Raw genomic sequence first — 23753 nt, forward strand, 5'->3', positions numbered from 1 at the left:
GGGTCGCCACCCCCTGACGACCGACCCTGACGACCGACGAGGAGACCAGCCGTGGAGGCAGCGGAGTTCGGCGGGCGCATCGGGCGGTACCACTGGGAGTCCGAGGCGTGGTGGCCTGACGAGCCGGCGCCGCCCGCCGGTGCACCGAACGTGCTCGTCGTGGTGCTCGACGACGTGGGCTACGCGCAGGTCGGGTGCTTCGGGTCCGACATCGCCACGCCCACCCTCGACCGCCTGGCCGCGGGCGGGCTGCGGTACGCCAACTTCCACACCACCGCGCTGTGCTCGCCGACGCGCGCCGCGGTGCTGACCGGGCGCAACCACCACCGCGTCGGCATGGGCCGCATCATCGACCTGGCGACGGGGTTCCCCGGCTACGACGCCCGCATCCCGCCCTCGGCCGCCATGCTCCCGGCGATGCTCACACCCCACGGCTACGCGGCGTACGCCGTCGGCAAGTGGCACCTCACACCCGAGGACGAGGAGCACCTCGGCGCCCGGCGCGACCGCTGGCCCCTCGGCCGCGGCTTCGAGCGCTTCTACGGCTTCTTCCCCGGCGAGACCCACCAGTTCGTCCCGGCCCTCGCCCACGACAACCACCTGGTCGAGCCGCCTGCGAGCTACGACGACGGCTACCACCTCACCGCCGACCTGGTCGATCGGGCGATCGAGAACGTCGAGGACCTCCGCAACGTCGACGTCGACAAGCCGTGGTTCACCTACCTCGCCACCGGCGCCTGCCACTCACCGCACCAGGCGCCGGCCGAGTGGGTCGAGCGCTACCGCGGCCACTTCGACCGCGGGTGGGACGAGTGGCGCGACGCCGCCCTGGCCAAGCAGAAGGCCGAAGGGCTGCTGCCCGAGCACACCGAGCTCTCCGAGCGGCCGGAGTGGGTGCCGGCGTGGGCCGACCTGAGCGAGGTCGAACGCCGCGTCTACGCCCGCTACATGGAGGCCTTCGCCGCCTACCTCTCCCACACCGACCACGAGCTCGGGCGCCTCGTCGACCGGCTCGACGCCATGGGCGAGCTCGAGAACACGGTGATCGTGGTGCTGTCCGACAACGGCGCGTCGTCGGAGGGCGGTCCGGTCGGGTCGCTCAACGACGGCCGCGTCTGGAACGCGCTGCCCCGCACGGTGGAAGAGGCCGACGAGCACCTCGACGAGATCGGCGGGCCCCGCCAGCACAACAACTACCCGTGGGGCTGGACCGTCGCCGGCAACACCCCGTTCCGCCGGTGGAAGCGCGAGACCCACGAGGGCGGCGTGGCCGATCCGCTGATCGTCCACTGGCCCGCGGGGGTCCCCGAGAGCGATCGGGGCGCCGTGCGCCACCAGTACGTGCACGCCATCGACATCCTGCCGACGCTGCTCGACGTGATCGGCATCGAGGCCCCCACCGTGGTGGCCGGCGTCGACCAGCTGTCGATCGACGGCACGAGCTTCGCCGCGTCCCTCCGTGACGGCGGCGCACCCGAGCACCACACCAGCCAGTACTACGAGATGCTCGGCTGCCGGGCCATGTACCACGACGGGTGGAAGGCGGTCACCTACCACCAGGTCCAGCTCGACGAGCCCGGCCTCGATCAGGTGCCGTGGGAGCTCTACGACCTGCGAGCCGACCCGTCGGAGTGCCACGACCTGGCCGCGGAGCACCCCGACCGCGTCGCCGACCTCGACGCTCGCTGGTGGGCCGAGGCCGAGCGCAACCACGTGCTCCCGCTCGACAACCGGCCCTTCTCCGAGCTGGTGTTCCAGCGTCCCGTGGCGGTGGCGCGGCGTGCCCGGTATACGTACTGGCCGGGGCGGATGCCGGTGCCCGAGTCGGTGGCGGTCAACGTGCGGGGCCGGCCCCACCAGATCACCGCCCACGTCACCATCCCGCCCGACCTCGAGGTGGTCGAGGGCGTGCTGGCCGTCCAGGGCAACGTGCTCGGCGGGTGGTCGTTCCACCTCCTGGGCGGCGGCGAGGACGGCGAGCCGGCGCGCCTGGTCTACGTGCACAACCTGGTCGGCTGGCGGCGCTACCGGGTGGCGGCCCCGGTGCCTGCCGGCGCGCTGGCACCGGGCGACCACGCGCTCGCGTTCCGGTTCGACCCGCCGCACGCCGAGCTCCTGGTCGACGGCGACGTGATCGGGACCGGCGCGGTGAAGCGCACCGTGTGGAGCCGGTTCTCGCTCACCGGCGCCGGGCTCACCGCCGGCTGGTCCCCAGACTTCTCCCCCGCCGACGACGAGTACCGCGGCCGGTTCGAGTTCACGGGCACGCTCCACCGCGTCGACATCGACGTCGACGGCGTCCCCGCGATCGACCCCGAGCAGGAGGCCGACGACATCATCGCCATGCAGTGATCCGAGGCGGCCCCCCAGCCGCCCCGGATCACATCAGGCCGAAGATCCGCTGGGCAGCTCCCCCCAGGTAGAGGGCCATGCCCTCGTCGGACAGCGGCAGAGCGCGGGCGGCGTCGAGCGCCTTCTGGGCGGGGATGACGGGGTGGTCGGAGGCGAACAGGATGCGGCCCCGGCCGCGGGACGAGTCCATGAACTTCACCATCGCCGGGTCCATGTACGTGGCGAGGTACGCCGAGGTCATGAGGTGCAGCTGCGGCCACTTGAGCATGTACTGGATGAGCAGCGCCTCGTAGGGGTGGCCCATGTGGGCACCGATGACCGTGAGCGTAGGGAAGTCGATGAGGACGTCCTCGAGGTGCACCGGGTCCTGGCAGCGCGAGCGCACCTGCGGACCGGGGATGCCGACGTTGATCGACATGGGGATGCCCAGCTCGGCCGCCGTCGCGTAGACCGGGTAGTAGAGCCGGTGGTTGAGGTCGTACTGCTCGACGAGCGGCGTGACCCGGGCCAGCACCGTGGCGGGGTGCTGGGCCAGCTCCCGGAGGCGGCGGACGTTGTCGAGCGGCTTGGCGACGCGGTCGACCGTGACCGACACCAGGAAGCGGCCGGGGTGCTCCTCGGCGATGGCGAGGAAGTCCTCGGCGGCGAACCCGCCCCGGCGGTGGGCGCGGGCGGGGTCGCTGAGGCCGGCGGTGAGGACGCCGGTCTGGATGCCAGCGCCGTCCATCGCCTCGAGGAGCGTCTGGACCGTGTGGCCCTTGGCGAGGTCGGGGCCGAAGAGCTGGACCACCCCCTGCTGCTCCTCCTTGGCGGTCCAACGGCTGGCGAAGGACTCCGGGAAGATGTTGACCCAGGCATCGATGACGGGCGGGGTGCTGGTGGCGGCGACCATGGCCGGGGACGATACCTGACACCACTGTTAGACGCTGGGGTACCATCAGATCCATGAGCGAGCTCGGCTTCAAGCCCTTCGACGCGGACCACCACTACTACGAGGCCACCGACGCCTTCACCCGCCACATCGACCCCAAGATGGCCAAGCGCGCCATGCAGTGGGCCGAGGTCGGGGGCAAGCAGCGGCTGCTCGTGGGCGGGAAGATCAACAAGTTCATCCCGAACCCCACGTTCGATCCGATCGCGCAGCCGGGCAGCCTCGAGGACTACTTCCGGGGGCGCAACACCGGCGGGCTCGACCTGAAGACCATGTTCGGCGACCTCGATCCGATCTCCGAGCACCCGCCCTACCGCGACCGGGCCGCCCGGGTGCTGCAGCTCGACGAGCAGGGGCTGGCCGGCGCCCTCCTCTTCCCGACGCTCGGCGTGGGCATGCAGGAAGCGCTGCGCCACGACCTGCCGGCGCTGCACGCCGCGTTCGAGGCGTTCAACCGCTGGCTCGACGACGACTGGGGCTACGACCAGGGCGACGGCCGCCTCTACGCCGCGCCGGTCATCACCTTCGCCGACCCGGCCCGGGCCGAGGCCGAGGTGCGCCGGGTGCTCGATGCCGGGGCCCGCATCCTGGTGACCATCCCCGGCCCGATCCCCGACGGCGACGGCGGCTACGTCTCCCCCGGTCACGCCCAGTTCGACGGTGTGTGGGGGCTCATCGCCGAGTCGGGTGTGCCGCTGGCGCTGCACGCCGGGCTCTCCGGCGTGAGCCACTACGGGAAGTTCTGGCGCTCGGCGCCCCCCGGTGGTGGTGACGGCGGGTTCGAGGGCTTCAAGCACGCTGCGTTCCCGCTGGTGGCCTTCGCCGACCGGGGCATCTCCGACACGTTCGCCGCGCTGATCTGCCACGGCGTCCTGGAGCGGTTCCCGGCGCTCAAGCTGGCCTCGATCGAGAACGGCGCCATGTGGGTGCCCGACCTGCTCCGCAACCTGAACGACGCCTACGGGAAGATGCCCTTCGCCTTCAAGGACCACCCGGTGGAGCAGTTCAGGCGCCAGGTGTGGGTGTCGCCCTACTACGAGGACGACATGGGCCGGCTGCGTGACGCCATCGGCATCGACCGCCTCCTGTTCGGTTCGGACTTCCCGCACACCGAGGGCCTCCCCGACCCGATCCAGTACGTGAAGGACATCCCCGAGTTCGACGCCGCCGAGACCAAGGCCGTCATGCTCGACAACGTCCTCGACCTCCTGGGCCTCCCCGCCTGACCCACCCCTCCGGCGGTCGGCACCGCCCGAGCCACCCGTCCGGGCGAACCCCGGCCTTGGGCCAGAGAGAGGTCCGCCGGCCGGCCCCGCCTCGGCCGGCAGATCCCGCTCAGCAGAACGAGGCCGGCTCGATCTGCCCCATCTGCTCGATCCGCTCGACCGGCTCGACCGGCTCGGAGTCGGCCGGCAGCCCATCGTCTCCAGGGGCTGGGTCGCGGTGCTCGGTCCGTCGCTCGCCGTCGGGCGGGAGGAAGCGTCTCGGCCCGTTGCCGTCTTCGAGGCACCAGCCTTCGTGCGTCTTCTTGCGGTGGCACTCCGGGCAGAGCGGGTCCTGGTTGGGCAGCTCGGTGACCTGATCGCCGCCGTAGGGGACGCGGTGGTCGATCTGGATGGCGATGGCCCGGTTGCACGCCCGGTTCGAGCAGCGGAGGCCGTTGGCCTCGATGGCCGTGCGCTGGTGGGCGTTGAGGCCGCGGCCGTGGTGGGAGACGTTGACGATGTCGTGGCCCTTGCGGATGGCGACCGCGAGGAACGGGTCGTCGTGCAGGATCTCCCGCACGGCGGTGACCGACACGGGCCCGACGCCCGCGATCTCGCAGGTCTCGCCCGCCAGGGTGTGCCCTCGCAAGAGCGCGGTGTGGTCCACGAGGACGATGACCTTGGTGTTGTTCCCCCCGGGCAGCTTGGTGGGGAGCGGGACCGCCCGACCGGGATCCCACGCCGGCCTCCAGGTGGGCGGTGATCCGTCGCCCTGCGGCGCGGGCTCCGCCTGGCCCGGCTCGGTCACACCGCGACGTTCGGCGGGCTCGATGGGCCCACGTGGAGGACCCGACGCGGGGGCGACCGAGCCGGGAACGCCAGCATCGTCAGGCGCTTCCCCGTGCGACCCGCTGCGCTGGGCGGGCCCCACGGGCACCCGGGACGGCTCGGCGGTGTCGGCCGGCGGCGCTCGGTGCCCGGCGGGTGGTGCCACGGGGGTGGCTTCGGGCGTGCGACCCGGATCGGAGGTGCCGTGGTCCGCACGGCTGCGGAACCAGGCGTGCATGGCCATGAAGGCGTCGTAGCTGCGGTTCTCGAAGGTGTCGCGCTCGCCGGTGCTGCGTCCGTGCCGGAACAGGTGCTCCTCGAAGGGCCGCAGCAGCTCCTCGAACCCGGCGGCGTCGACTCCAGGGCCGCGCAGCCGCAGCCAGAACGCGCCCTCGGCGTCGGTGCCGCGGCGCAGCGAGCGCTCGGAGCGGATCCTCCGCTCGCGGGTGGCGGAGTCGGTGGCCGCCGCCTTGGCCTTGGCCGCCTTGTCCTTGAGGACCTTGTTGGTGTCTCGGGCGGCCGAGTCCAGCAGGTCGTCCTCGGCCGACGGATCGGCGGTGGCGGCATCGGTGACCGCGCCGGCCTGATCGGGCGAGAGGTCGCCCTTCTTCATGGCCTCCTTGGTCTTGGGCATGCGGTCGGCCTTCTTGGCCGTGCCGAGCAGCCCCGCTGCTTCCCGGACCGAGATGCCCACCTGCGCCGACAGCCAGTCGGCCGCCGAGGCGAACCCCTGGCCCTGCCACGCGCTGGTCCGCGCCACCCGGAGCGCGGTGAACATAAGCGCCGATGCCGCCGCCCGCTCGGCCGTGGCCAGATCCTGCACCGCCGACACCGCCTGCTCACCCGTGAGCGTCTCGGGCTCGAGCACGGCCGCGACGTGCAGCGCCTGGTCCCGGAGCTCAGCGGTGATCTTCATGGGAAGGACCGTAGTCGAACACACGTTCGATCACAACAGAAACCCCTGAAAAGAATCGAAATGTCCGATTTGAAGGGGGCTGGTGCCTGACAGAGCACGGCCGCGTGAAGGGCACCCCCCGGCCCGGCTCGAACGGGCAGCCTCCCTCTCCCGAACCCGGTCGCCGGCTCGCCGTGGAACCGACGACCAGGACGGGACCAACCGTGGCCGTCCATGGCCTCGTCACCAGTTCAGAAGGGGTTCTCGATCGAGGTGCTGCCCCCTGGCAAGCCGTACCCCGCACCTGGTCGAGGTATCGTCGGCGGCGTGGGGTTCTTGGTGGTGATGGCGGTGTTCATCGTGGCGTTCGTGGCCTGCTGCTACTACGGGCAGGTGCTCGGGCAGGGGCGCGTGATCGGCTCGTGGGGCGGCCTGTTGCTGGCCTTCTTCCTGGGCCCGCTCGGCCTGCTGGTGATCCTGCTGTTCCCCAAGGTGGCGCTCCCGGCCGGCTGAGCAGGTCCGCACGCGCCAGGCGTGGGACACTCAGCCGATGGCGGCGGCGCAGGATCTCGAGGCGGGGACCGCCAGTGGCGGGTCCGCCCGTTCCCGCATCCGGATGGTGGCGCTGGTCGCGGTGGTGATGGTCGCCGTCGCGGCCATCACCACGCTCACCGGGGCCCACCTCAGGTCGAGCGCCCGCGCCGAGACGTGCTCGGCGCTCGGCGCATCCGTCGACGGGCTCGATGAGATCGACTGGAGCAACGGCATCACCAGCTCCGGCCCGGCGTGGAGCCTCGCCCTGTCCGAGGGCCTCACCGAGGCCGACCAGCCCAGCCGGGCGGCGATCGCCCGCACGGTTCGGGCCGACGAGCACGGCTACCAGCGCCTGCTCCGCTCGCTCCCCGACCACCTCCGCGCTCCCGCCCGCCGCCTCCACGAGCTGGCCCTCGATCCGGAGGTGTCGTACCGGCAGCGCAACGACCCGGCCGCCCTCGCCGACGCCTACGCCCTCGACCGGTACGCCGCCCGGCACTGCGGTCTGGTCTGACGACACCGCGGTGAGCCGGGCGCCCGCGCCCCACGAGTGGCAAGCAGCGGATCGGCTCGGGCGAGAGATCGGCTCGGGCGAGAGATCGGCTCGGGCGAGAGATCGGCTCGGGCGAGAGATCGGCTCGGGCGAGAGATCGGCTCGGGCGAGAGATCGGCTCGGGCGAGAGATCGGCTCGGGCGAGAGATCGGCTCGGGCGAGCGGTCAGTCGGCGGTGCCGGCCTGGGCTTCGTCGGCGAAGGCGCGGACGCTGGCGAGGTAGTCGTCGATGGCTGCGGTCTTGAACTCGGCGACGGCCTTGAGGTCGGGCAGGTAGTGCTCGAAGCGGTCGCCGTCGATGGCGGCGATGATCCCCTGGGCCACCGCTGCCGGCGACTCCAGCTCGCCCGAGTAGTGGGCGGGGTCGTTGCCGGGACGGTCCCAGATCTCGGTGTCGACCGCACCCGGGAGCACCAGCCGGACGTCGACCCCCGTGTGCCAGAGGTCGAGCGCCATCGACTCGCTCCAGCCGGCGAGCGCGAACTTCGACGCGCAGTACGCGGCCTCGGCGGGGATGCCGGCGCGCCCGCCGAAGCTGGAGACGTTGACCACCATCCCCCGGTCGGCCGCGAGCATGTCGGGCAGCAGGGCGAGGGCCATGCGGACGGGCGACTCGAAGTTGATCGCCATCGTCTGCTGGAGCTCGTCGGTGGTCAGGTCCTGGACCTTGCGGCGCATCGGCGCACCGGCGTTGTTGATGAGGACGTCGATGCCGCCGAGGTCGTCGCGGATCTGCAGCGCCAGGGCCTCGGCGCCATCGGGGACGCTCAGGTCGGCCACGTACGCCTCGTAGACCGGCGACGACGACGGCGAACCCGCACCAGCACCAGCACCAGCACCAGCACCCGATGAACCCGACGCCGAGCGGCACGCCGCCAGGACCTCGTCGAGGCGGTGGGCCCGCCGCCCGACCAGGGCGACGGTGGCCCCTCGGGCCGCGAGCACCGGGGCGAGGGCGGCGCCGATCCCCGCGGATGCGCCGGTCAGCAGGACCCTGGCGCCGGCGAGCTCCACGTCAGCCGCCGAACCGGTTCGGGTCGTCGCGCCCATCGAGGTCGGCGCTCGGGCGGGTGGTGGCGAGCAGCGACTCGATGACCGCACCGGCACCGGCGGGGTCGCCCGGGTTGGTGCCGTCGGGGCCGCGGTGCCAGCCCTCGGAGATGGCGATGGTGTCGCCGCGCACGTCGAACACCTGGCCGGTGACACCTGCGGAGAGGGGGCTCGCCAGCCAGGTGCCGACGGTGGCGATCCACCGCGGCGACAGCTGCTCGCGGAGCTCGTCGGAGATGTTCTCGTCGCCGCCCATGAGCGGCGCCACGAGGCGGGTGAGGGCGGCGGGCGCCAGGCAGTTGGCGGTGACGCCGATGCGGCCGAGCTCGAGGGCGCAGACCACGGTGAACCCGGCGATGCCCGCCTTGGCCGCGCCGTAGTTGCCCTGCCCGACGTTGCCGTAGAGGCCCGAGGGCGACGCCGTGTTGATGATGCGGGCATCGACCGCCTCGCCGGCCTTGGACTGCGCCCGCCAGTAGGCGGCGGCGTGGCGCGTGGGGCAGAAGTGGCCCTTGAGGTGGACGCTGATGACGTCGTCCCAGTCGGCCTCGCTCATCGAGAAGATCATCCGGTCGCGCAGGATCCCGGCGTTGTTGACCAGCACGTCGAGCCGGCCGAACACCTCGACCGCCTGGGCCACCATCGCCTCGGCCTCGGCGAAGTCGGTGACGTCGGCGCCGTTCACGATGGCGGCGCCGCCCATGGCCTCGATCTCGGCGACCACGTCGTGGGCCGGTCCGGGGTCGGCCCCGCCGCCGTCGGGCCGGGCACCGAGGTCGTTGACCACGACCGCCGCCCCCTCCGACGCCAGCATCAGCGCGTGCTCCCGCCCGATGCCGCGACCGGCTCCGGTCACGATCGCCACCCGTCCTTCGCACAACCCGGCCACAGCGTCCTCCTCGACGAGCTAACGGCCGCGTCACCTTAGGGCCGCCACTAAGGTGACGCGGTCGTTAGATCGGGGGGACCGGCCACGTGAGCATCGCCATCGGCGACGACCAACAGCTCCTCGCCGACGCCGTCGGCCGCTTCGCCACCGACCGGTGCCCGCCGGATGTGGCCCGCGCCGCATCGGGTGGAGGAGACGGCCAGCGGCCACCGTTCTGGGACGATCTGGCCGCGCTCGGCTGGCTGGCCCTGCAGCCCGACGACGGCCTGGGGTTCGGCGAGCTGGCCGTGGTGCTCGAGGGGCTCGGCCGCGCGGTCGCGCCGGGCGGCGGCCTCCCCACGGCGTGGGCGATCGCGGTGGCGCGCGCCGGCGGCCTCGACCCGACCTGGTCGGCGGCGACGGTCGCCCCCACCGCCCGCGGCCCGGTGCTGGGCGCGGCCGGGGCCGATGCGGTCATCGTCCCGCTGGAGGTCGACGGCGAGGAGCGCTGGTTCGCCATCGACCGCGCCGACGTGGCCACGACGCGCATCGACGCGCTCGACGCCACCCGCTCGCTGGCGGAGCTCTCCCTCGATCCCGAGCTCGACGTCGGCACCGGGGCCGAAGGAGGAGCGGGCGGAGCCGGCGCGATCGAGCTGCGGGGCGTGACCCGCCGGCAGGTCCAGGCCATCGGCATCACGCTCGCGGCGGCCGAGGCGGTGGGCGGGGCCAGCTGGTGCGTCGACACCGCCGCGGCGTACGCCAAGGACCGGCGGCAGTTCGGGCGGCCGATCGGGCAGTTCCAGGCCGTGAAGCACCGGTGCGCCGACATGCTCGTGCGCCTCGAGCAGGCCCGGGCCGTGGCGTGGGACGCGGCGGCGGCGCTCGACGGCGACGATCCGTACGGCCCGTCCGCGCAGGTGGCGGTGGCCGCGGCCGGCGCCATCGCGCTCGATGCGTTCGTCGACGTGGCCAAGGACTGCATCCAGGTGCTCGGCGGGATCGGCTTCACCTGGGAGCACGACGCCCACCTCTACCTGCGGCGCGCCGTCGCCCTCCGGCAGCTGTTCGGCGGCCCGCGCCCGTGGCGGAACCAGCTCGCCACCGCGGCGATCGGCGGCACGCGCCGGCACCTCCAGCTCGAGCTCCCGCCCGAGGCCGATGCGCTGCGCGCCGGCATCGCCGCCACCATCGACGAGATCGCCGCGCTCCCCAAGGCCGACCGCCGCACGCCGCTCGCCGACGCCGGCCTCATCGTCCCGCACTGGTCGGCACCGTGGGGGCGCGATGCGGGCGCGGTGGAGCAGCTGGTGATCGACCAGGAGCTGCGGCGGGCCAAGGTCCGCGTGCCGCACCTCACCGTGGGGGCGTGGGCGGCACCGACCATCGCCGCTCACGGGACCGTCGAGCAGCAGGAGCGGTGGGTCGGGCCCACGCTGCGCGGCGAGATCGAGTGGTGCCAGCTGTTCAGCGAGCCCGAGGCGGGCTCCGACCTGGCGGCGCTGACCACCGCGGCCACCAAGGTCGATGGCGGCTGGCTGCTCAACGGGCAGAAGGTGTGGACCACGATGGCGAAGGAGGCCGACTGGGGCATCTGCCTGGCGCGCACCAACCCCACGGCACCGAAGCACCAGGGCATCACCTACTTCATCGTCGACATGGCCACCCCGGGGCTCGACATCCGTCCGCTCAAGGAGCTGACCGGGATGGAGATGTTCAACGAGGTCTTCCTGAACGACGTGCTCGTGCCCGACGACTGCGTGATCGGCGAGGTCGACGGCGGCTGGCCGCTCGCCCGCACCACCCTGGCCAACGAGCGGGTGTCGATGGGCAGCGGCTCCTCGTTCGGCGGCGGCATCGAGGCCCTCGTCGGCCTGGTGGCGGACCGCATCGGCACCGGCCTGATCGACGGCGACGACCCGATCGTGCTCGACGACCTGGGTGCGCTGGTGGCCGAGGCCCACTCGCTGTCGGTCATGGGCCTGCGCAGCGCCGTCCGGTCCGTGACCGGGGCCAAGCCCGGCCCCGAGGCGAGCGTCCGCAAGCTGCTCGGCGTCGAGCACGACCAGCGCACCCAGGAGCTGGGCCTGGCGCTGCTGGGCCCCGAGGGCGCCACCAACGCCGGCGCCGGGGCGCAGTGGACGTTCGGGTTCCTCGCCAACCGCTGCCTCACGATCGCCGGGGGGACCAGCGAGATCCAGCGCAACGTGATCGGCGAGCGCCTGCTCGGCCTCCCCCGAGACCCGGAGCCGTCGTCCTGAGGCCGAGCGATGGCTGAGCTGCTCCCCGAACAGCTGCGGATCATGGCCGCGGCGCGGCCCGACGAGGTGGCGTTCACGGACGTCTCCACCGATCGCGACCTCACGTTCGACCAGTGGGAGCGCCGGTCGAACCAGCTGGCCCGCTGGCTGATCACCGCCGACGTGGCCAAGGGCGACCGGGTCGCCATCCACGTGCCGCCCGCCGAGCCCGAGCTGTTCCTCATCGCCTACGCCGCCATCCACAAGGCCGGCGCGGTGGCCGTGCCCACCAGCACCCGCCTCGTCGCCCGGGAGCTGGGGTTCGTCCTGGGCCACGCCGGTGCTGTCGTCGCCATCACGGGGACCTCCACGCTGCCGGCGCTGCTCGAGGCCCGGCCCGATCTGCCCGCGCTGCGCCGCATCGTGACCAGCGCCCCGGCGGCCGGCGCGTCCACCGGCGACGGGCCCATGGTGGCGTGGGACGATGCCACCGATCCCGACGACCGCGCCATCCAGGTGCCGCTCACCGGCGCCGACATGGCCGACGTGATGTACACCTCGGGCACCACCGGCCGACCTAAGGGCGTCGTGGTCCGCCACGGCAACATCGCCATGGTCCCGAACGGGCTCCCCCGCTGGACCGGGAGCGGTTGGCTGCACTCGTCGCCGATGTTCACGTTCGCCGGGATCGCCTCCGTCTACAACCCGATGAAGCTCGGGATGCGCCTGCTGTACCTGCCGCGCTTCGACGTCGACACCTGGTTCGACAACGTCGAGCAGCGCCGGCCCGCCGCCGCCTTCCTGGTGCCGGCGATGGCCGAGCTGCTGATCGCCAGCCCCCGCTTCGACCGCGCCGACCTGTCGAGCCTCACCATGTGCCCGCTCGGCAGCGCGCCCGTCGCCCCCGCCACGCTGGCCCGGCTGCAGGAGCGCCTCCCCAACGCCATGGTCTCCAACTCCTGGGGGATGACCGAGGCCGGGCCCGCGTTCTGCTTCATGCCGCCCGAGGAGCAGAGCCGGCGGGTCGGGTCGGTCGGCCGGCCCATGAAGCCCACCGAGTTCCGGATCATCGACGACGACGGCACCGACCTGGCCCCGCGCCAGATCGGCCAGCTGCTGGTCCGCAACCAGGGCCGCGAGCGCGAGTACTTCGGCGATCCCGAGGCCACGGCCGAGGTGTGGAAGGACGGCTGGCTGCACTCGGGCGACCTGGCGTACCTCGACGAGGACGGGTTCCTCTACCTGGTCGGCCGCCAGAAGGACGTCATCATCCGCGGCGGCAACAACGTCCACGCGGCCGACGTGGAGGCCGTCCTCTACGAGCACCCCGGCGTGCGGGAAGCAGCGGTGGCCGGCATCGAGCACCCGGTGCTCGGCGAGGACATCGGCGCCTGGGTGGTGCGCGACCCCGACGCCGACGGCGAGGTGGGCGAGGAGGACCTGCGGGCGTTCAGCGCCGACCGCCTCAGCGACTTCAAGGTCCCCCGCCGGTGGACCTTCGTCGACGAGCTCCCCCGCAACGCCACCGGCAAGGTGGTCAAGGCCGACCTCCCCGGCCGCTGATCCTTCGGACCTGCTCGAACCGGGCACCGATCCCGGACACCCTCGTCCCGGATCAGGGCCGAGCTCGGGGGGCGGGGAGGGGAAGGCGGGCTAGTGGTCGGCGGTGCCGAGGAAGCCGCGGCGGATCACGGCGAGGGTGGCGTCGATGGCCTCGTCGCGCGAGCTGAAGCCGAGGGCGAACACGCTGTAGGGCGCCCGCTCGAGCAGGGCGAGCAGGATGGTGGCGTCGATCTGGGGCTCGCCGAAGTCTCGGCGGTCGAGCAGCTTCTCGAGGCGGGTGAACACCCAGGCGCCCACCTGCTGCGAGAACTCCCGGAGCTCCGGGCTGGTCCGCATGTCCTGCCAGGTGCTGATGACCCCGCCGTCGGCCTCGTAGGCGTCGAACCAGTCGCCGAGCCACACCCGGAGCTCATCGGGCGACGCCTCGAGGTCGAGGCGGTCGACCAGCTCGATCAGCCGGGCCGACGCCTCCTGGGCCAGGACCCGGAAGAAGTCGTCCTTGCTCTCGAAGTACCGGTAGAAGGTGCCGTGGCTGACCCCCACGGCGGCGACGATGTCGTCGACGCGGGCATCGTGGTAGCCGCGGGCCGGGAGGACCACCGCGCCGGCATCGAGCAGCCGTCGCCGGGTCTGCTCGCCGCGGGGGCGCAGCGGCTCGGGCGGAGCCGGGCGAGGCGGCACCGGCACCTTGATGCGCCGCCGGCTGCTGCGACGGCCGCGGTCGAGGTTCACGCCGTCGATCGGCCCGGCGAGCACCCGGTGGAACAGGTGGGCCAGCGCGTGCACGAGCGGCTTGGCGCTGAGGCCCTTGGGCAGGTGCTCGGCGTAGAAGCTGCAGCGGATCAGGACCGCGATCAGGTTGGTGACGATGCGCTTGTCGGCCGTCGTGGACGGGGCACCGAAGGCGTCGAGCAGGGCGCGGCCGGTGCTGGCGCCGACCGGCTCGGACCGCCCGACCTTGCCCTCGTCGGTGCGGCTGGCGGCGAAGAAGGAGTCGAACACCGGCGCCCACGCCTCGTGCATGGCGAGGAACGCGGCCACCCAGTCGGTGAGGTGGGCCAGGCCGTCGGCGTCGGACGACACCGGGCCGAGCTGCTCGGCCAGGTCCACCATCTCGGTGCCGAGCTCGGTGGCCAGGGCCCAGAAGACGTCGTCCTTCGAGGAGAAGTACTGGTAGAAGGCGGGCCGCGAGCAGCCGGCCTTCTCGGTGATCTGCTCGACGCGGGCCTCGGAGTAGGCCATCTCGCCGAACACCTCGAGGGCGGCATCGAGCACGCGGCGCCGGGTGTCGGTCCCGCGCTCGCCCACGGTCGGGTTGCTCCCGAAGGGCTCCCGCCGCACGATGCCTGCATCCATCGGGGGCACGCTAGCGATGCCCTCCGCGAGGCCCCGCAGCGACGCGGCCCTGGCGCGAGGCCGGCACAGGACGGCGAGGTCCGACCACCGGTTCGGGCATCGGCTTCCCCTCCTCCAAGTCCGGTTGCACGGTCGGGCGTGACCGGTAATCTAACAACAACGTCAGCTTTCTGCCTCGAGGGGCCGAGGAGGAATCGTGCAGGTCGATGATCTGATCCTGGTGAGCGTCGACGACCACGTCGTCGAGCCGCCCCACCTCTTCGACGGCCGGCTCAGCGCGGCGGCCGCCGAGCGGGCGCCCAGGCTCGAGACGCTCGCCAGCGGGCGCGACGTCTGGATGTTCGAGGGCACGGCGCTGCCCAACGTCGGCCTCAACGCCGTGGCCGGCCGCATGCCCGAGGAGTACGGCCTCGACCCGGTGGCGTTCTCCCAGATGCGCAAGGGGTGCTGGGACATCCACGCCCGCATCGACGACATGAACGTCAACGGCGTCCTCGGATCGCTGAACTTCCCGTCGATGACCGGCTTCTGCGGCCAGCTGTTCAGCACCATGGACGACAAGGCCATCGCGCTCGAGCTGCTGCAGGCCTACAACGACTGGCACATCGAGGACTGGTGCGGCACCTACCCCGGCCGGATGATCCCGCTGTCGGTCCCGCCGATCTGGGATCCGGTCGCGATGGGCGACGAGATCCGCCGCGTCGCCGAGAAGGGCTGCCACGCGGTCACGTTCTCCGAGAACCCCGAGAAGCTCGGCCACCCCAGCTGGCACAGCGACCACTGGGACCCGTTCCTGCAGGCGTGCGAGGAGGTGGGCACGGTCATCAACCTCCACATCGGCTCGTCGTCCACCACCGTCATCACGGCCATGGACGCCCCCATCGACACCATGATCACGCTGCAGCCGATGAACATCGTCCAGTGCGCGGCCGACCTGGTGTGGTCGCCGGTGTTCCGCAAGTTCCCGAACCTGCGCATCGCCCTGAGCGAGGGCGGCATCGGCTGGGTGCCGTACTTCCTCGAGCGGATCGACTACGTGTACCGCCACCACAAGCAGTGGACCAACCAGGACTTCGGCGCCAAGCTCCCGAGCGAAGTGTTCAACGAGCACGTGCTCACCTGCTTCATCGACGACGCCGCCGGCATGGAGATCCGCCACCACCTCAACGGCGATCACATCCACTGGGAGTGCGACTACCCGCACTCCGACTCCACGTGGCCGCAGGCGCCCGAGATGGCGATGAAGTACCTCGACGGCGTGCCCGACACCGAGATCGACAAGATCACGCACGGCAACGCCATGCGGAACTACGGCTACGACCCGTTCTCGCACATCCCCCGCGAGCAGTGCACGGTGGGCGCCCTGCGGGCCCAGGCCACCGACGTCGACACCAACCCGGTGAGCTACGGCACCGGCAAGTTCCAAGACGACGGCATCGTGACCGCGGTGACCCTCATGGAGCGCATCGCGGCCGCCAACGAGGCCGACGCCTGACGCTCCGCCCCGGCCTGGTCAGGGGGCCGCGGCCTCGGAGCCGGGCCCGAACCGCTCCTCCAGGATCGCCGCCAGCCGGCGCCGATCCACCTTGCCCGAGTCGAGCCAGGGCAGGTCCTTCTGGTCGGCGAACACGGCGATGCGCCGCGGCAGCTTGTACGACGCCAGGTCGCCTTTGATCCGCGTGCGCGCCACGTCGCCGTCGAGCGCCTCGCCGGACCGGAGGGCGATGGCGGCGACGACGTCCTGGCCGCGGTCGGGGTGGTCGATGCCGGTGACGAACGCCATCACCACCTCGGGCAGCTCCTCGAGCGCCACCTCCACCTCGCGCGGCGTGATGTTCATCCCCGACGACTTGATCAGATCGCCCATCCGCCCGGTGAAGTAGAAGTGGCCGTCCTCGTCGAAGCGCCCGGCGTCGCCCGTGCGGTACCAGCCGTCGGGGGTGAAGGTGTCGGCGCGTTCGCGCTTGTGGAGCCCGACCGTCACGGAGTAGCCGCGCACCCACACCTCGCCGATCTGGCCGACGGGCAGGTCCTCGAGCGTGACCGGGTCGACGATGCGGTGCTCGACGCCGGGCACGATGAACCCGAAGCTCCCCTCCTGCTCCGGCGTGAGCGGGGTGGCGTCGGCGAACGTGTGCGGGCCGAGCGTCTCGGACATGCCGAGCGAGGTGGCCTTGGGCACGTCGGCGTCGACCTGCTGGTCCTGCGGCAGCAGCGCGGTGACGTTGCCGGCCCGGATGGACGAGAGGTCGCGGTCGGCGAACGACGGGTGGTCGACGAGCGCCTTGGCCATGTGGGGCCAACCGAGCACCCGCGTCACCCGCTCCCGCTCGATCAGGTCGAGGGTGGCACCGGGCTCGAACTGCTCCTCGAAGACGAGGCTCGCCCCCACGTGCATGGCCGCGACGAGCGTGAAGCTGAACCCGCCGACCCAGAACAGCGGCATCGGGGTGTAGAGCACGTCGTCGGGCTGCAGGTCGCGCATCTGGTTGAGGTTGTGGGCGTGGCGGACGGTGGCGCCGTGGCTGTGCACCGCGCCCTTCGGGTCGGCCGTGCTGCCCGACGAGTACACGATCTCCATGGCGTCGGCCGGGGTGACCTCGGACTCCACCTCCACGAGGAGCTGCTCGTCGACCGCGTCGCCGCGGGCGGCCAGTCCGTCCAGGTCGCCGCACCACCTGCGCTCCGGAGCGCCCCAGGTCCACACGCTGCGCAGGTAGGGGTGCGACGGCAGGGCGATGTGCTCGTGGTCCTGCTCGACCAGGCCGGGAGCGGCCTCCTCCAGCCGGTCGAGGTAGTCGTGGCCCAGGTGGGCGCCGACGGCCAGCAGCAGCTGCAGGTCGGCGTGGCGGATGGTCCGGCGCAGCTCGGTGGTCTTGTTGTACGTGTTGAGCAGGGCGACCACGGCGCCGATGCGCGTAGCCGCCAGCCAGCCCACCACCCACTCGGGGCTGTTGGGGGCGAGGAGGCCCACGTGGGTGCCCTTGCCCACCCCCGACACGAGCAGGCCCTTCGCCAGGCGGGCCGAGGCCCGCTCGGCCTCGCCGTAGGTCAGGCGGTGGTCGCCGAGGGTCACGAACGGCCGGTCACCCCACCGTTCGGCACCCGTCCGGATCAGCGTGCCGCTCGTGGGCAGGAACGGCGGGAACGACGGGGAGCGGGTCACGCCACGTTCATGAGGCGCCCGAGGTTGCCACCCATCACCTTGGCGACCTGGTCGGGAGCCAGCCCGTCGAGGTCGTCGACGAACGAGATGGGGTCGGCCATGCCCTCGGGGTGCGGGAAGTCGGAGCCGAACAGCACGTTGTCGGCCCCGATGATCTCGACGAGCCCCTTGGGGTTCTCCTCGTGGAACGGGTGGACGAACACGTTGCGCTTGAGCACCTCGACCGGGTCCTCGTCGAAGAGGTGCGGGTTGAACTCGTAGGCGTTGGCCATGTCGTGGATGAGGGGGCGCACCCAGCCGCTGCCGTTCTCGACCGGGACCAGCTTGATCTTGGGGAACCGGGTGCAGAGGCCGTGGCCGATCGCCGACGCCACGGTGTCGGTGATCTCGCGGTGCATGCCACCGATGATGGCGGAGAACGCACCGCCGCCGGCGAACGGGGTGAACTCGCCTTCGCGGATCCCCTCCCACTCGTTGAGGTGGCGCTGGTAGCCGCTGTCGGAGGCGTGCATGCCGACCACGAGGTCGGCCTCCTCCACGAGCTTCCAGAACGGGTCGAACTCGGGCAGCGCGAACGAGCGCATGCCGCGCAGCCCGGGCACGGGGGCGGGCCGGATGAGGATGGCCTTGGCGCCGTGGCCGAGCACGAACTCGAGCTCCTCGATGGCCTTCTCGACGATGGGCAGGGTGATCACCGGGACGGCGAAGATCCGGTCCTGGTAGTTGTACGTCCAGTGCTCGGCCATCCACCGGTTGAGCGCGTGGACCACCACGTGGGTGGCGTCGGGGTCGTCGCGCAGGCGCTCCTCGAGGAGGCTGGCGAGGGTGGGCCACATCAGGGCCCGGTCGATCCCCTGCTCGTCCATGAGCGCGAGGCGCGGCTCGGGCGCCTGGAACGCCGGGAGGGCGTCGATGCCGCGGCCCATGATCTCGCGGCGGCTCTTGCCGTCGGGGTTGCCGGCCTTGAAGTACTCCTCCTGGGCGCCCGGCGCGGCGACGCGCTCGAACGTGGGGTTGGGGATGTACTCGCTGATCGTGCCGCGGATGGCGATCTTCGTGCGCCCGTCGACCTCGACGTAGCGGATGAGCCCGGCGTACTCGCGCGGCAGGTACCGCGTGAACGCGTCGGGCGTCTCGTACATGTGGTTGTCGGCGTCGAAGACCTCGAAGTCGAGGTGGCGAGACGGCATCGGTGACCCCCGTTCCCATCACCCAGCAAAGGTGACATACCTGTTAGATGACCATACACTGCCGCTCCTGGCCGACGGAAGGGGTGTCGGCCGATCGAGCGACGTGGAGGCTGCGTGGAGCTGGAGCTGACCGAGGAGCAGGCGGCGTTCGTGGAGACGACGCGGCGGTTCCTGGCCGCAGCTTCGCCCCTCAGCGCCGTCCGGGCGCTCGAGCCGCACCCGGACGGGTTCGACCGCGAGGTGTGGCGGCGCGCCGCGGAGCTCGGCTGGACCTCGCTGCTCGTGGCCGAGGCCGACGGCGGCGGGTCGTTCTCCGATCACGGCCTGACCGATCTGGTCCTCGTGGCCGAGGAGATGGGCCGGGTCGTGGCGGCCGGCCCGCTCGGACCGGTCAACGTGGTCGCCGAGGCCGTGTCGCGCGCCGGGTCCACGGACCAGCGCGCCGGCGTCCTGCCCGGCCTCCTCTCCGGCGAGCAGCTGGCGGCGTGGTGCGGGCCCGAGCCGATCGACGCGGTCGTCACCGGGTCGGGCCTCTCGCTCCGGGGCACGTGCGCCGCGGTCGAGGCCGGCGCGCAGGCCGATCACCTCCTCGTCGCCGTCCGCCTCGAGGGCGGGCTCAGCCAGGCGCTCGTCCCCGCCGGCGCCCCCGGCCTCACCATCACCCCGCTCGACGGGCTCGACCTGGTGCGGCGCTTCGCCGAGGTGCGCTTCGACGACGTGGCCATCGACCGCGCCCGCCTGCTGGGCCCACCAGGTGGTGCCGGCGCCGAGATCGACCGTCAGTGGCGGGTGGCGTGCGTGCTCCAGTGCGCCGAGACGGTGGGTGCCCTCGACCACGTCTTCGCCATGACGCTCGAGTACCTCGGCGACCGCTACTCGTTCGGCCGGCCCCTGTCGTCGTACCAGGCCCTCAAGCACCGGCTCGCCGACGACAAGGTCTGGCTCGAGGCCTGCCACGGCATCGCCACCGGCGCCGCCCGTGCCGTGGCGGCCGACCTCCCGAACGCCGGCGAGCTGACCAGTGCGGCGATGGCGTGGATCGGACCGCACGCCACCGAGCTGATCCAGGACTGCATCCAGCTCCACGGCGGCATCGGCATCACGTGGGAGCACGACCTCCACCTGTACCTCCGGCGCGCCACCGTCAACCGGGCCACCTTGGGCACACCCGAGGAGCACGCCGAGCGCGTCGCCACCGGGCTGCTGGGAGCGGCATCGTGACCGCCACCGCCGGCGCCACCGAGCGGGCCGACGAGCTGGAGCCCGTCGCCGAGTTCCGGGCGCGCGCCAAGGCGTGGCTCGCCGAGTCCATGCCTCCGCTCACCGACGGCTACACCGACCGCAGCGAAGGACGGCGCCCCGTCGAGCGCTCCCTGCAAGCGAGGCTGCACCAGGGCGGCTTCGCCGGCATCTGCTTCCCCGCGGAGTACGGCGGGCTGGGCCTGACGCCCGCGCACCAGCGGGCGTTCACCGCCGAGTCCGAGCCCTACGACATGCCGTTCTCGCTGAACGTGCCGACGCTCGGGATCCTTGCCGCCACCCTGGTCGACTTCGCCACGCACGAGCAGAAGCTCCGGCACCTCCCCGCCATCCTCAAGGGCGAGGAGCTGTGGGTGCAGTTCCTCTCGGAGCCGAGCGGCGGCTCCGACCTGGCCGGCTGCCTCACCCGCGCCGACCGCGACGGCGACGTGTTCATCCTGAACGGCTCGAAGATCTGGAGCTCGGCCGCCTACGTCAGCGACTACGCCCTCTGCCTGGCCCGCACCAACTGGGACGTCCCCAAGCACCGCGGCCTGACGATGTTCATCGTGAAGATCCACCAGCCCGGCGTGACCGTGGAGCAGATCCGCCAGGTCGATGGCTCGATGGAGTTCTGCCAGGAGTTCTTCGACGACGTCGCCATCCCGGCCTCGGCCGTGGTCGGCGAGATCGACGACGGCTGGACCGTCGCCACCCGGCTGCTCACCCACGAGCGGATGGCCGTCGGCGGCGGCTCGATCTACACCAGCGGCCGGTCGGTGGGCCACGGTCCCGCCGACGGCGGCTCGCAGCTGGTCGACGCGGTCCGGGCCTCGGGCCGCGCCGGTGACGCCCACGTGCGCCAGCTCGTCGCCGAGGACCACATCCTCCAGCTCGTCGGCGGCCAGCTCGTCCGGCGCGTCACCCAGGGCATGGGCACCGGCGCGATGGCCCCGCCGGCGGGATCGATCATGAAGCTCTACGGGGCCACCAGCTGGATGCGCCAAGCCGAGATCGGTCTCACGCTCGCCGGCTCCGCACCGGCGGCGTGGCCCGCCGGCGAACCGCCCTGGGGCGCGCAGATGGCGCAGACCACGCTGTCGCGCCAGGGCCTGTCGCTCGGCGGCGGGTCGAACGAGATCCAGCGCAACATCATCAGCGAACGGCTGCTCGGCATGCCGCGCGAAGCCGCCGGCGACCGCGAGATCCCCTACCGCGACGTGCGCCGAGGCCCCTCGCCCCGCCGCTGACCTCCCGCCTAGAGGATGGCGCCCGACTCCTTCATGGCCGTGATCTGGTCCCAGTCGTAGCCGAGGTCCATCAGGACCAGCTCGGTGTGCTCGCCGTGCTCGGGGGCGCGCTCGACGGTGACGGGCACCTCGTCGAACTGGGCGGGGCTGGCCACGAGCTGGACCTCCTGGCCGTTGCCCGCGGTCATCGTGGGGAGGTAGCCGTTGGCCACGACCTGCACATCGTCGTAGAGCTCGTCGAGCGTCTGGAAGGGGCTCCACACCCCCTCGAAGTCGGCGAACGCCTCCTTCCAGTGGTCGAGCGTCTGCGCCTCGAACGCGGCGTCCATCCGGGCGATGCACTCGCCGGAGTTCTGCGCCCGCACGGTGGCGTCGGAGAACCTCGGGTCCGTCGCCAGGTCGGGATCACCGAGGCGCGCCGTGAAGTCGACCCAGAACTTGTCCGACTGCAGGAGCATGAGGGCGATGAACCGGCCGTCGCTCGTGCGGTAGGTGCCCACACCCGGGTTCGGCGAGCTGGTGCGGTCGCCCTGCGGGATCTTCGAGAACCCGAACAGTCTCGACGCGATGATCATCGGCGAGACCTGCCACATCGCGGTGTTCAGCAGGGACACGTCGACGACGCTCGGCCCGCCGGTGCGCTCGCGCTTCACCAGCGCGGCCGCGATGGCACCGGCGGCGGCCAGTCCGGCCATCACGTCGCCGAACGCAGGGGTCGGCTGGCCGGGAGGCCACCCCTCGCGGGCGGGCATCGACTCGCCCACGCCGCCGCGGGCCCAGAACGCGGCGCCGTCGTAGCCGCCCTTGTGCGCCTCGGGCCCCTTCGGCCCGGCGCCCGAGCCGCGGGCGATGATGATGTTCGGGTTGGCGGCGCGGATGTCGTCGGTGTCGATCTTCAGCTTGGCGCGCACCTGGGGCAGGTAGTTGGTGAGGAACACGTCGGCCGTGGCCACCAGCTTCATCAGGACCTCGTGGCCCTCCGGCGAGGCGAGGTCGATGCCCACCGAGCGCTTGCCCCGGTTGGGCTGCTCCATCATGAAGTTCACGGCGCCGGCGCCACCCGGGAGGAGGCCCGAGGTGACGAGCCCGCGCTGCGGGTCGCCGGTCTCGGGGTGCTCGACCTTGAGCACGTCGGCGCCCCAGTCGACCAGGACCGAGCCGCCGGACGGGATGAACATCCAGCTGGCGACCTCGATGATGCGGATGCCGTCGAGTGGTCCGGACACGCAGTGCTCCTCGGGTTGGGACGAACGGTGGGGCGAAGGGGTGGGCGGGGTGGGCAGGGATGGGCCGGGTGGAGCCGCCGCCGCGAGGCAGAGGTCGGCGCGGCGGTCTCGGACCGGCCGTTCAGGTCACCAGACCAGCTCGAGGTTCTCCACCGAGCGCAGGTTCGCCGTGTAGAGCAGCTCGACGCCGTCGGCCACCCGGTACTGCGGCACCACCCGGTGCCACTCCTCGAGCGCCACCCGCAGCTCCATGCGCGCCAGGTGCGATCCGAGGCACCGGTGCACCCCGCCGCCGAAGGTGAGGTGGCGGTTCTGGGCCCGGTGGAAGTCGACGCTCTCCGCGTCGTCCCACGCCTGCTCGTCGGTGTTGGCCGACGCCAGGAGGACGACCACGTTGCGGCCCTCGGCGATCGGGCAGCCACCGATCTCGGTGTCGGCGGTGGTCACCCGGATCACCCCGGGGACGGGGGTCTCCCAGCGCAGCATCTCCTCGATCGCATGGGGGATGAGGCCGGGGTCGTCGACGAGCGCCTGGCGCTGGTCCTGGTGCTCGGCGAGGTAGGCGAGCATGCAGTCCAGCGACGCCGTCACCGTGTCGAGCCCGGCCAGGAAGAACAGGTACCCGATGTCGAGCACGTCGTCGTTGGTCAGGCGGTGCCCGTCGACCTCGGCGTCGAGGAACATCGAGATGAAGTCGTCGCCCCGCTCGGCCTGGCGGAGGTCGATGGCCTCCTGGAGCACCGCGTAGATCTTCTGGCCGACCTCGGCGGTGTAGGCGATCCGCTCCTCGTTGGAGTTCACCGGCGGGCGGATGATGCCGTTCTTGAGCGCGATGAACTCGTCGGCCCGGGAGACCGGCAGGCCGAGGAGCTGCAGGAACACGGTGGTGGGGAGCGGCTCGGCGACGGCATCGTGGAAGTTGCACGAGCCGGCGGCGGCGAGCGGCTCGACGATGTCGCGCACGAGGGCGCGGGTCTGGTCCTCGATCAGCGCCACGTTGCGCGGCGCGAAGATCGGGTCAAGGAGCTTGCGGTAGTTCTTGTGCTCCGGCGGGTCGATCTGGAGCGGGATCAGCGGCCGCACCTGGCCGATCGCCACCGCGTCGATGCCCGAGCTGAAGACCTCGGGGTGGCCGAGCACGTGGCGCACGTCCTCGTCGTTGCCGACGATGACCAGGCCCGGACCGTCGTCGCCCTCACCCATGTCCACGGCGGCGCCGGCCTCGCGCAGCAGCTTGTACAACGGCTGCGGCGCAGCCAGGTCCTTCGGATCCTGGTCTCCGGCCATCGACATCAGGTCGGTCATCG

Annotated in this window: 18 protein-coding genes; 9 read left to right on the top strand and 9 right to left on the bottom strand. The window is 72.1% G+C overall.

Annotation, left to right across the window (positions count from 1 at the left end; all coding sequences use genetic code 11):
* Window positions 1-51 precede the first annotated feature (51 nt).
* Window positions 52-2352 carry an arylsulfatase gene (locus ACPPVX_RS09715; protein WP_426574697.1) on the top strand — a complete coding sequence of 767 codons (2301 nt, stop codon included), beginning with the start codon at window positions 52-54 and terminating at the stop codon, window positions 2350-2352.
* A 28-nt stretch (window positions 2353-2380) separates the two neighbouring features.
* On the opposite strand, the gene ACPPVX_RS09720 is transcribed toward ACPPVX_RS09715, so the two are convergent.
* The gene (locus ACPPVX_RS09720; protein WP_426574698.1) at window positions 2381-3244 is read right to left on the bottom strand and encodes an amidohydrolase family protein; all 864 of its coding nucleotides are present in this window, start codon (window positions 3242-3244) and stop codon (window positions 2381-2383) included.
* Between the two features lie 53 nt (window positions 3245-3297).
* On the opposite strand from ACPPVX_RS09720, the gene ACPPVX_RS09725 reads away from it, so the two are divergent.
* On the top strand, window positions 3298-4509 hold the full coding sequence (locus ACPPVX_RS09725; RefSeq protein ID WP_426574699.1) for an amidohydrolase family protein: 1212 nt from the start codon (window positions 3298-3300) through the stop codon (window positions 4507-4509).
* A gap of 109 nt (window positions 4510-4618) precedes the next feature.
* Here the strand turns inward: ACPPVX_RS09725 and ACPPVX_RS09730 are convergent, their stop codons facing one another.
* The gene (locus ACPPVX_RS09730; RefSeq protein WP_426574700.1) at window positions 4619-6232 is read right to left on the bottom strand and encodes a hypothetical protein; all 1614 of its coding nucleotides are present in this window, start codon (window positions 6230-6232) and stop codon (window positions 4619-4621) included.
* 306 nt (window positions 6233-6538) lie between these two features.
* Here ACPPVX_RS09730 and ACPPVX_RS09735 point away from each other — a divergent pair, with 306 nt between their 5' ends.
* Together ACPPVX_RS09735 and ACPPVX_RS09740 are read left to right on the top strand one after the other, a co-directional pair.
* Window positions 6539-6724: a hypothetical protein gene (locus tag ACPPVX_RS09735; protein ID WP_426574701.1), complete on the top strand. Its 186-nt coding sequence runs from the start codon at window positions 6539-6541 to the stop codon at window positions 6722-6724.
* A 37-nt stretch (window positions 6725-6761) separates the two neighbouring features.
* Window positions 6762-7259, top strand: a complete 498-nt coding sequence (locus tag ACPPVX_RS09740; RefSeq protein WP_426574702.1) for a hypothetical protein — start codon at window positions 6762-6764, stop codon at window positions 7257-7259.
* 204 nt (window positions 7260-7463) lie between these two features.
* Here the strand turns inward: ACPPVX_RS09740 and ACPPVX_RS09745 are convergent, their stop codons facing one another.
* Window positions 7464-8312: an SDR family NAD(P)-dependent oxidoreductase gene (locus ACPPVX_RS09745; protein ID WP_426574703.1), complete on the bottom strand. Its 849-nt coding sequence runs from the start codon at window positions 8310-8312 to the stop codon at window positions 7464-7466.
* A gap of 1 nt (window position 8313) precedes the next feature.
* Window positions 8314-9237 carry an SDR family oxidoreductase gene (locus tag ACPPVX_RS09750; RefSeq protein WP_426574704.1) on the bottom strand — a complete coding sequence of 308 codons (924 nt, stop codon included), beginning with the start codon at window positions 9235-9237 and terminating at the stop codon, window positions 8314-8316.
* Between the two features lie 86 nt (window positions 9238-9323).
* Between ACPPVX_RS09750 and ACPPVX_RS09755 the strand changes: the two genes are divergently transcribed.
* Window positions 9324-11477, top strand: coding sequence for an acyl-CoA dehydrogenase family protein (locus ACPPVX_RS09755; protein WP_426574705.1), 2154 nt, complete (start codon window positions 9324-9326; stop codon window positions 11475-11477).
* A 9-nt stretch (window positions 11478-11486) separates the two neighbouring features.
* On the top strand, window positions 11487-13019 hold the full coding sequence (locus ACPPVX_RS09760; protein ID WP_426574706.1) for a class I adenylate-forming enzyme family protein: 1533 nt from the start codon (window positions 11487-11489) through the stop codon (window positions 13017-13019).
* A 90-nt stretch (window positions 13020-13109) separates the two neighbouring features.
* Here ACPPVX_RS09760 and ACPPVX_RS09765 read toward each other — a convergent pair whose 3' ends face one another.
* On the bottom strand, window positions 13110-14375 hold the full coding sequence (locus tag ACPPVX_RS09765) for a TetR/AcrR family transcriptional regulator (protein ID WP_426574707.1): 1266 nt from the start codon (window positions 14373-14375) through the stop codon (window positions 13110-13112).
* Window positions 14376-14571: 196 nt separating this feature from the next.
* Between ACPPVX_RS09765 and ACPPVX_RS09770 the strand changes: the two genes are divergently transcribed.
* The gene (locus ACPPVX_RS09770; protein WP_426574708.1) at window positions 14572-15870 is read left to right on the top strand and encodes an amidohydrolase family protein; all 1299 of its coding nucleotides are present in this window, start codon (window positions 14572-14574) and stop codon (window positions 15868-15870) included.
* 18 nt (window positions 15871-15888) lie between these two features.
* Here the strand turns inward: ACPPVX_RS09770 and ACPPVX_RS09775 are convergent, their stop codons facing one another.
* Both ACPPVX_RS09775 and ACPPVX_RS09780 read right to left on the bottom strand, forming a co-directional pair.
* Window positions 15889-17541, bottom strand: a complete 1653-nt coding sequence (locus ACPPVX_RS09775) for a class I adenylate-forming enzyme family protein (RefSeq protein WP_426574709.1) — start codon at window positions 17539-17541, stop codon at window positions 15889-15891.
* Entirely contained in the window at window positions 17538-18731 is a 1194-nt protein-coding gene (locus ACPPVX_RS09780; protein WP_426574710.1) for an amidohydrolase family protein, read from the bottom strand. The genes ACPPVX_RS09775 and ACPPVX_RS09780 overlap by 4 nt, the downstream gene beginning before the upstream one ends.
* Window positions 18732-18845: 114 nt before the next feature.
* Between ACPPVX_RS09780 and ACPPVX_RS09785 the strand changes: the two genes are divergently transcribed.
* A complete protein-coding gene (locus ACPPVX_RS09785) occupies window positions 18846-19952 on the top strand; it encodes an acyl-CoA dehydrogenase family protein (RefSeq protein ID WP_426574711.1) in 1107 nt (368 codons plus the stop codon).
* Complete coding sequence (locus ACPPVX_RS09790) at window positions 19949-21220, top strand: acyl-CoA dehydrogenase family protein (RefSeq protein ID WP_426574712.1); 1272 nt, start codon at window positions 19949-19951, stop codon at window positions 21218-21220. The genes ACPPVX_RS09785 and ACPPVX_RS09790 overlap by 4 nt, the downstream gene beginning before the upstream one ends.
* Window positions 21221-21228: 8 nt before the next feature.
* On the opposite strand, the gene ACPPVX_RS09795 is transcribed toward ACPPVX_RS09790, so the two are convergent.
* Both ACPPVX_RS09795 and ACPPVX_RS09800 read right to left on the bottom strand, forming a co-directional pair.
* Window positions 21229-22446 carry a CaiB/BaiF CoA transferase family protein gene (locus tag ACPPVX_RS09795; protein ID WP_426574713.1) on the bottom strand — a complete coding sequence of 406 codons (1218 nt, stop codon included), beginning with the start codon at window positions 22444-22446 and terminating at the stop codon, window positions 21229-21231.
* Between the two features lie 126 nt (window positions 22447-22572).
* Window positions 22573-23751, bottom strand: a complete 1179-nt coding sequence (locus ACPPVX_RS09800) for a cytochrome P450 (protein ID WP_426574714.1) — start codon at window positions 23749-23751, stop codon at window positions 22573-22575.
* Between the last annotated feature and the right edge of the window lie 2 nt (window positions 23752-23753).

Source organism: Aquihabitans sp. McL0605 (assembly GCF_049993875.1).
Taxonomy (GTDB): Bacteria; Actinomycetota; Acidimicrobiia; order Acidimicrobiales; family Iamiaceae; genus Aquihabitans.